The sequence below is a fragment of the Porphyromonas sp. COT-290 OH860 genome (assembly GCF_000768935.1).
In the GTDB taxonomy this organism is placed as follows: Bacteria; Bacteroidota; Bacteroidia; order Bacteroidales; family Porphyromonadaceae; genus Porphyromonas.
The window spans coordinates 35,150-41,969 of record NZ_JRAR01000065.1 but is presented as its reverse complement, the minus strand read 5'-3'; the positions used below and the strand labels follow the sequence as shown (position 1 = coordinate 41,969).

The window sequence follows — 6,820 nt, the reverse complement described above, 5'->3', positions numbered from 1 at the left end:
AAACCACCCGACCTCGTATGAGCGCCGTAGAGGCATCTGCATTGCGTTCACTGCTGTTGGGGCACTTCACCCTAGCCCTATGGAAATCGTCGCCCCAAACGCATCAATTTTAATCCTCTAGAAAACAGATATTTATATCATTTTCTTGAGTGATTGCACGCCTTCTTGGCACACTTAAAGCATTTTCTTCCCATTAATCAGTTTCGATTAGTGGACACATCGTCGAGGATTAGCCCACCAATGTCAGACAATCTTCCCATCAATGAGGCGAGTGAACGCCACCAATCTTTATCAACTGCCCTTCCATTACACCAAATTTAAGGTTAATTCATTAACACTCCTTAACCAAAAAGGTGATGAATAAGCTTCTCTTGCAGAAACCGAATGCCTCCGATTACTCTAGATATATCCTAGCACCTAGTGGGGGCGACCCTACTCAGCATCGCATATTGTAGGGATTTTTGGCTGAAAAAACTTCCAATCTTGTTCACTTAACTTAAATAATCTACATTTGCCACAACTAAAACAACTCAAAAGACCAGCTAACTATGTTATTCGGCAACCAGTGTACATAGGTTGGAGGGCTAATGCAGTATACTCAGCTCCATAGTGAGTACCCGAATCTCCATATATAGAGAGGCGAGGGTGGGTACTAGACACTCCAACTTATTGAACTTAAATTTTATGTCCATAAACCTAAAAATAGCTATCCGAGGCTTGATAGCTACATCGCTCTTGGGTATTTGCGGTGTACAGCCGTCTTATGCCTCAGCGCCTACATCAATTTCTCATCAAACTAAGCTGCTTAGTCCGTCTTTTCCAGATGCTGGCACAGTGTTAGAAAGCAACGAAAATAAGGTGCCCATAGAGCGAAATCTACAGATCCGTGTGCTCGATAAAAAGACACAAGAGCCCGTCGTCGGGGTTGTCCTCAAAACTGGAGGCAAGGTGTACTACACCGATCTTGATGGTTACTGCACCATACCCAGCGTTCGGAGCTCGAAGCTAGTGCTCTCACTCAGGGCGATTGGCTTCGATGAAATTGTATCGCAGACCTATACCTTGCGGGCCACTGGGAAACTAATAGTATACATGACGCCCTCGATCGAGAACCTTGGTGCTGTCTACGTTGAGGCGCAGCGCAAGCATACCACTCAGCTTCAGCAAGCTGTAGCGATAGATACCAAGACGCTTGAGAAGAGTCCTGCGCTATCTCTGGCGCAGCTACTTGAGAAGGTCCCCGGTGTGAGCTCAATCAGTTCAGGCAGTACGATCTCCAAGCCTGTGATCCAAGGAATGCATAGTAGTCGCATTTTGCTAGTCAATAATGGAGTGCGGCTAGAGAGTCAGAGCTGGGGGGCCGATCATGCGCCCGAGATCGACCACACGGGGGCGAGTGTCGTGGAAGTTATCAAGGGAGCCGAAGCTATTCGCTACGGTTATGGAGCTGTCGGTGGTGTAGTACTGTTTAATCAAGCACCTCTGCCATACGGAGCTAAGCGCCCATTGGTTAAAGGGCGTATGAATGCTGGATATGCGACCAATGGCCATGGGTACGATGGAGCTGGTTCGCTTGAGATGGTATATAAGCGTGTCGGCATGAGGCTGCACGGTATGTACCAGAAGGCTGGAGACTACTCTACGGCAGAGTATATCCTCAACAATACGGGTTACAATAACATAAGCTACTCCGGCCTATTGGGTTATAGTGACCCTCGTGTCACAGCCACGCTATATTCTAGCCTTTACTACTCTCGTAGTGGTGTTTATTACGCCAGCAACATCTCCGATATTGATCAACTATTGGCTCGCTTCTTGGCTGGTAGACCCAATCCCGATACCTTTCATCCTTTCTCCTACGACATCAAACCTCCCTTCCAGCAGACTCAGCACTTTACGGTCAAGGGAGATCTCAAGTGGCAATTCCTCAAAGGGCACAACTTGGAGTTCAAGCTATCCTACCAAGACAATCTAAGGCAGGAGTTTGAGAACCGAAAAGTCGACAAGATTAGTTGGATACCTGTGCAGAACCTCCAGCTCACTACATATAGTGCCGAGGGAGTATGGGATGCAAACTGGACGTCTAATATGAGTTCACAAGTTGGGCTCTCGGCAATGTATCAGTACAACTTCAATGTTCCCAATACCAAGCAACCAGCGTTCATACCTAACTATGCAGCTCTGACAACTGGCTTCTTCTTGTTGCATAAGTTACGCTGGGGCAAACTACAAGGTTCTGCTGGTATGCGCTACGACTATAGAGCTCTCGATGTAGATGGCTATACGAGCCTCTCGAGCTTCAAGTACTACAGCGATTTTAGGCTTTATAGCAACTTCACGGGGAGTATAGCTGCACACTACCAGATCACGGATAATATAGACGCGCGTGCCAATATCGGATGGGCTTGGCGACCACCCGATATCAACGAGCTATACGCCACGGGGCTGCATCATGGCACCTACTGGGTTGTGGGAAATAAGTACCTCAAGAGTGAGCGTGGCTACAAGGCTGTTATGGGCGCACGCTACCGCAACACCTACCTGCTTATTGAGCCAAGCCTCTTCTACCAGCATGTAGAGAACTATATATATGACAATATAGGTAAGGGGTTAGACCGATTTCACAATCACCCTAGCGGCAAGTACCCTAAGTTTATCTATGAGCAGGACAATGCACGCTTCGTTGGGGGGGATCTAAGTGCTACGTTTATACCTCTAGATGGGCTAAGCATTACGGGGAAAGGGGAGTGGATCAATGCCCGTAACCTAACACAAAATGCTTGGCTCCCTTTCATGCCTTCCGACCGCTATACCTTGGGCCTATCCTATGACCGTAACTTTGGCTACAAGGATCGTTGGCACTTCTTGTGCTCCCTCGAGGGGGTGTATGTGACCAAGCAGACACGATTCGACCCAGAGAAGGATCTGGTCCCTGACTCGCCGGATGCTTATACCTTACTCAATGCTTCGGCTGAGCTAGGTACGACTCTTAGGAGTGGCACTCGAGTTAAATTTATGCTTCTTGGAGATAATGTCCTCAATGGCTTGTATAAGGAGTATACAGACCGCTTCCGCTATTATGCTCACTCAAGAGGGGCTCAGCTCACCCTAAGAACGATTATAAACTTCTAAGACGATTATGAGAACATTATTTATTGTACTACCCCTACTACTATGCTCCTTGCTACTCTCTAGTTGTAGTGACGAGCGTATGGAAGCACTGATGAGGGATTTGGTCGTGGCACCTCCCTCCACGATCGAGCGTGACGTCAAGGGGCACGAGCAGATCTACTCGATCCAAGCTATCTTGCGCCTAGCACACAAGCGCAAAGACGGTAAAACCTTCGCAGCATACGATATTCCCTCAAGCGCTACGCCCCTGCCGATTTACCAAGAGATAGCCTTTAGCAAAGACAGTAATGGCAAGATGTCCATCACCTCGGCTCGGAAAGTATTTGATGTGGTCAAGGGTGAGGATATCTACTATGCACTAGAGCTAAAGTACTATGACCTCAATGGTCGTCTCATCAACCATCAGTTTTCGGGTTATGACCCCAAAGATGAGGCCAACTCTACGCTGTTGGTGCATCAGCATTTCTTTACGGTACAGGGTTATGCCTTGAGTGGGTATCCGCTTGTCTACCCTATGACGCTCGATAGCATCTATTACGACAAATACCTCTTCCAGCTCGATGGCAAGGGCAATCGTGTACGCGCTACTGCTAGCTCGCCTTCTATTGTCTATGCTCCCGAGGCACATCAGCCCAATTCACTTCGTTATAGCCTACCATTAGCTATTAAGGCAACAGAAGCGGCTCTCACGAAGGAGGCTCAAGTGTCCTATACAGACCCACAGACAGGTAAGCTCTATCAACTCTACAAGACCATTGATGCTTTTGAGTTAAATGGGCTAGTGCCCAAAATCTTTACTTATGAGTATCGAGATACCGACCCTGTGGAGGAGGTACTGGGCTCTGCTATCGTTGGGCAAGATGATCTAGGGCGTATCCGTGCAGGGATACCCGTTATTAGGCTTCGCAAGAAGCGTAGCTTAGACCCAGGGACACCACTCGACGCCTTAGGCTTCAAGGGAGTTCTCAAGTTTCATCAGTCTAATATGGCTTTCCAGATGCGCACCTGCATTAGTCATATCATTACAGCCAACGGTAAGTACGATCTTACTGGGTACGAGAATCCGGGTGGAGTACATCGCTTCAATCAGCTCTCTCCTGCTTGGAATAGCTTCGATATCGACTACCCAGTCCCCTTCCGTATCATCGCAGATGTAGACCGAGATAAGGATGCGTGTGTGAGGGATATACAGCGCTTCTACCCCGACGGGGAGCGAGCAGCTCTAGAGCAGATGCTTTGGGGCGAAGGATACTTCGATCGTATTCCCAAGATAACTATGTAAAATAGGATACTAGCAATGAGTAAATTGTTCAAGATACTTTTCGCCTTGGCGATACTGCTTGGGACCAGCTTCTCGTGCAAGCGCTTTGTTTTTGGGGAGGTTGTGGTTGATGAAGATAACAACCCCTTGGTTCAGAAGAAAGTCCCTCGTACGGGAGCAGATCTATTCGAGGCTCCCGTGGTCAATAGTCCAGATTTGCCTAACCCAGACCCGCAAGGAGCCTTTGCAGATTGGGCTACTTGTCTTGTGATGTTCAAAGAGGGGCATCCACATGGTGGAGGTAAGTTGCATGGCAACTTTGTCTATGCCAAAGCACCGTGGCGGCAAGAGCAGTTTGCCGTCATTCACAATAGAGCCTCTGGGGTCAAGGTAGAGGTCGATCGTAGTAGTGTCGTGACCTATCTGGAGAAAGAGGCTGGTAAGCAGGGTCCCAACCACTTTCGTATCATCGGAGGTAATAGTAAACTTTGGGGGCTCTGTTTCTATTTTTACAACAAGCAGGGTAAGCTCATCAACGAGGAGATACTCAAGCACTCCGATCAATATCAGATCTTTTTTTCCATCAGTGATCTAGATGACAAGGGGCAGCCATACGAGGTGATGGACGTACGCTACACTGGCTCCGACCAAGGACCAGTACCATCTAAGTACTTCTCCAGTCGTAAGAGCTTTGATCAGCGTAGGCTCGCCACGCCTAAGTTGTTGACCTATACATATCGAGATACTTGGTTACACGACGACATGGCCGATGGTGTGCGAGAGCTTTTCAACCTCAAGCTACTTCCTCCCTATACACGCAAAACCTATACTAAGGCCTATTCCGAGGATCAAGACTATGTTGGCCTCAAAGGGCATATTAGGTTTGACCATGATGGGTCCATAGACAGGCAGAGTGAGTGGCCTATCGTGCGTACCGATGGCAGGTACTACAATCGCGGGACGAATCTTTTGCCGCACTTTTATCTTGCCATTAGGGTACTCAAGTGTCCACCGGGCAAGAAGGCTATCTTCCCCAAGACAGAGCCTCGAGGAGAGAATAAATTTGTATGTGCGCCTTATTACGAACCCAACGAGGCGTCTTCTTGGCAGGAAATTATAAGAATTAATTTGCCTATTCGAGTCTTTACAAGCACCTTGGATTCCGACCCTACAGATGACGATCCCAACGAACCCTACTTCGTACACCTAGGGCGAGAGATAGGTTTGTCTGCACAGGAGGCCTACAATGCTGTCAATAATATCATCATTCATGGAGATGATGGCTCTGGTGGATCGGGTTATGGTTCATGGTTTCTCTAGTATAATTAATTATTCATTTATCATACTTAACTAAAACACAAACTAAATGAAACATTTGACGAATAGAGGGCTTGTAGTATTCGCTCTCGCAGCACTAGCACTGTCTAGTTGTAAGTCCAAAGAAGAACCAGATGACCCCAATCGTAAAAATAACGAGAAGGTAGCAACCTTAGATCATCTGATCATACAAGAGGTTTTCCACTCTGGCAACTGGCACCCACGTGGTTATCCTACCAAAGACGATGCGTACATCAAGATTTACAACCCCACCAACAAGACGGTATATCTTGATGGTATGGCTTTGTTGATGACACCTTTTAGTAGCAACATTCAACTTGAGTTAGGGCAAGACTGTGACTTCAGAGAAACTCATATTGCTGGCGACAAGGTAATTCAGTTCCCTAGTAAGGGAGAGGAGTATGCCGTAGAGCCTGGTAAAGTGATCCTCGTGGCCCATACAGCCATAGACTATACCAAAGATGTCGAAGATGGTACAGCTGCCAATCCCAACTCGTTTGACCTCTCGAATGCCAATTTCGAATGGCTCACCAAAGAACAGATCAACGAGGACGATCGTAAGGACAACGAGAAAGTCCCCAATATGTCGGTAATTTATTCTGGCAGGGAGTTTTTTGATCAGACTTCCCCCAGCTTTACAATTAGTTCAGGTTATGGTTTGATTGCTCTAGTCAAATTAGGGGTGCCAGCCAAGGATCTTGAGAAAGATGAGTATAAGTGGGAGTGTACGTGGAATAATGCCTCTGGAGGTCACGGCCATGGAGGTAGTGGTACCTACCTCAAGATACCTAATGCTTGGATCGTTGATGCCGTAAATCTATGTCCCAAAGAGGCATTTAAGTGGTATATCTCTAGCCGCACGATCGACGCTGGGTGGACAAGTGCGATGACTCACCGCCCTAGCAAGAAGAAACCTCTCGGCCTAGCGCTTGTACGCAAGCACGATGGCAAGAACTTCGTCGATACCAACAACTCTACCGTAGACTTTGAGGTAGTGGAACCTAGCCTCAGAGTGAAGAAATAAGTCCTGCCATAGCTAAAAAAGGACGCTGGGGCTGTACCAAAATTTGTTTTTGGTGCGGCCCCTTT

The 6,820-nt window shown here is 47.5% G+C and carries 4 protein-coding genes; all 4 read left to right on the top strand.

Annotation, left to right across the window (positions count from 1 at the left end; genetic code table 11):
* Nucleotides 1-684: 684 nt before the first annotated feature.
* From HQ41_RS07510 to HQ41_RS07495, 4 genes are read left to right on the top strand one after another with little or no spacing between them, the layout of a single operon-like run.
* Nucleotides 685-3,132 carry a TonB-dependent receptor domain-containing protein gene (locus HQ41_RS07510; protein ID WP_081964802.1) on the top strand — a complete coding sequence of 816 codons (2,448 nt, stop codon included), beginning with the start codon at nucleotides 685-687 and terminating at the stop codon, nucleotides 3,130-3,132.
* 7 nt (nucleotides 3,133-3,139) lie between these two features.
* Nucleotides 3,140-4,414, top strand: a complete 1,275-nt coding sequence (locus tag HQ41_RS07505) for a hypothetical protein (RefSeq protein WP_044189997.1) — start codon at nucleotides 3,140-3,142, stop codon at nucleotides 4,412-4,414.
* Nucleotides 4,415-4,429: 15 nt separating this feature from the next.
* On the top strand, nucleotides 4,430-5,713 hold the full coding sequence (locus tag HQ41_RS07500) for a hypothetical protein (protein WP_044189994.1): 1,284 nt from the start codon (nucleotides 4,430-4,432) through the stop codon (nucleotides 5,711-5,713).
* Between the two features lie 46 nt (nucleotides 5,714-5,759).
* Nucleotides 5,760-6,755 (top strand): DUF4876 domain-containing protein, encoded by a 996-nt coding sequence (locus tag HQ41_RS07495; protein ID WP_044189991.1) that lies wholly within the window; start codon nucleotides 5,760-5,762, stop codon nucleotides 6,753-6,755.
* Nucleotides 6,756-6,820 lie beyond the last annotated feature (65 nt).

Bases quoted from the DNA above. Each gene is read 5' to 3' on its own strand.
- HQ41_RS07510 (WP_081964802.1), top strand. From the start codon at position 685: ATGTCCATAAACCTAAAAATAGCTATCCGAGGCTTGATAGCTACATCG.
- HQ41_RS07500 (WP_044189994.1), top strand. From the start codon at position 4,430: ATGAGTAAATTGTTCAAGATACTTTTCGCCTTGGCGATACTGCTTGGG.
- HQ41_RS07495 (WP_044189991.1), top strand. From the start codon at position 5,760: ATGAAACATTTGACGAATAGAGGGCTTGTAGTATTCGCTCTCGCAGCA.
- HQ41_RS07505 (WP_044189997.1), top strand. From the start codon at position 3,140: ATGAGAACATTATTTATTGTACTACCCCTACTACTATGCTCCTTGCTA.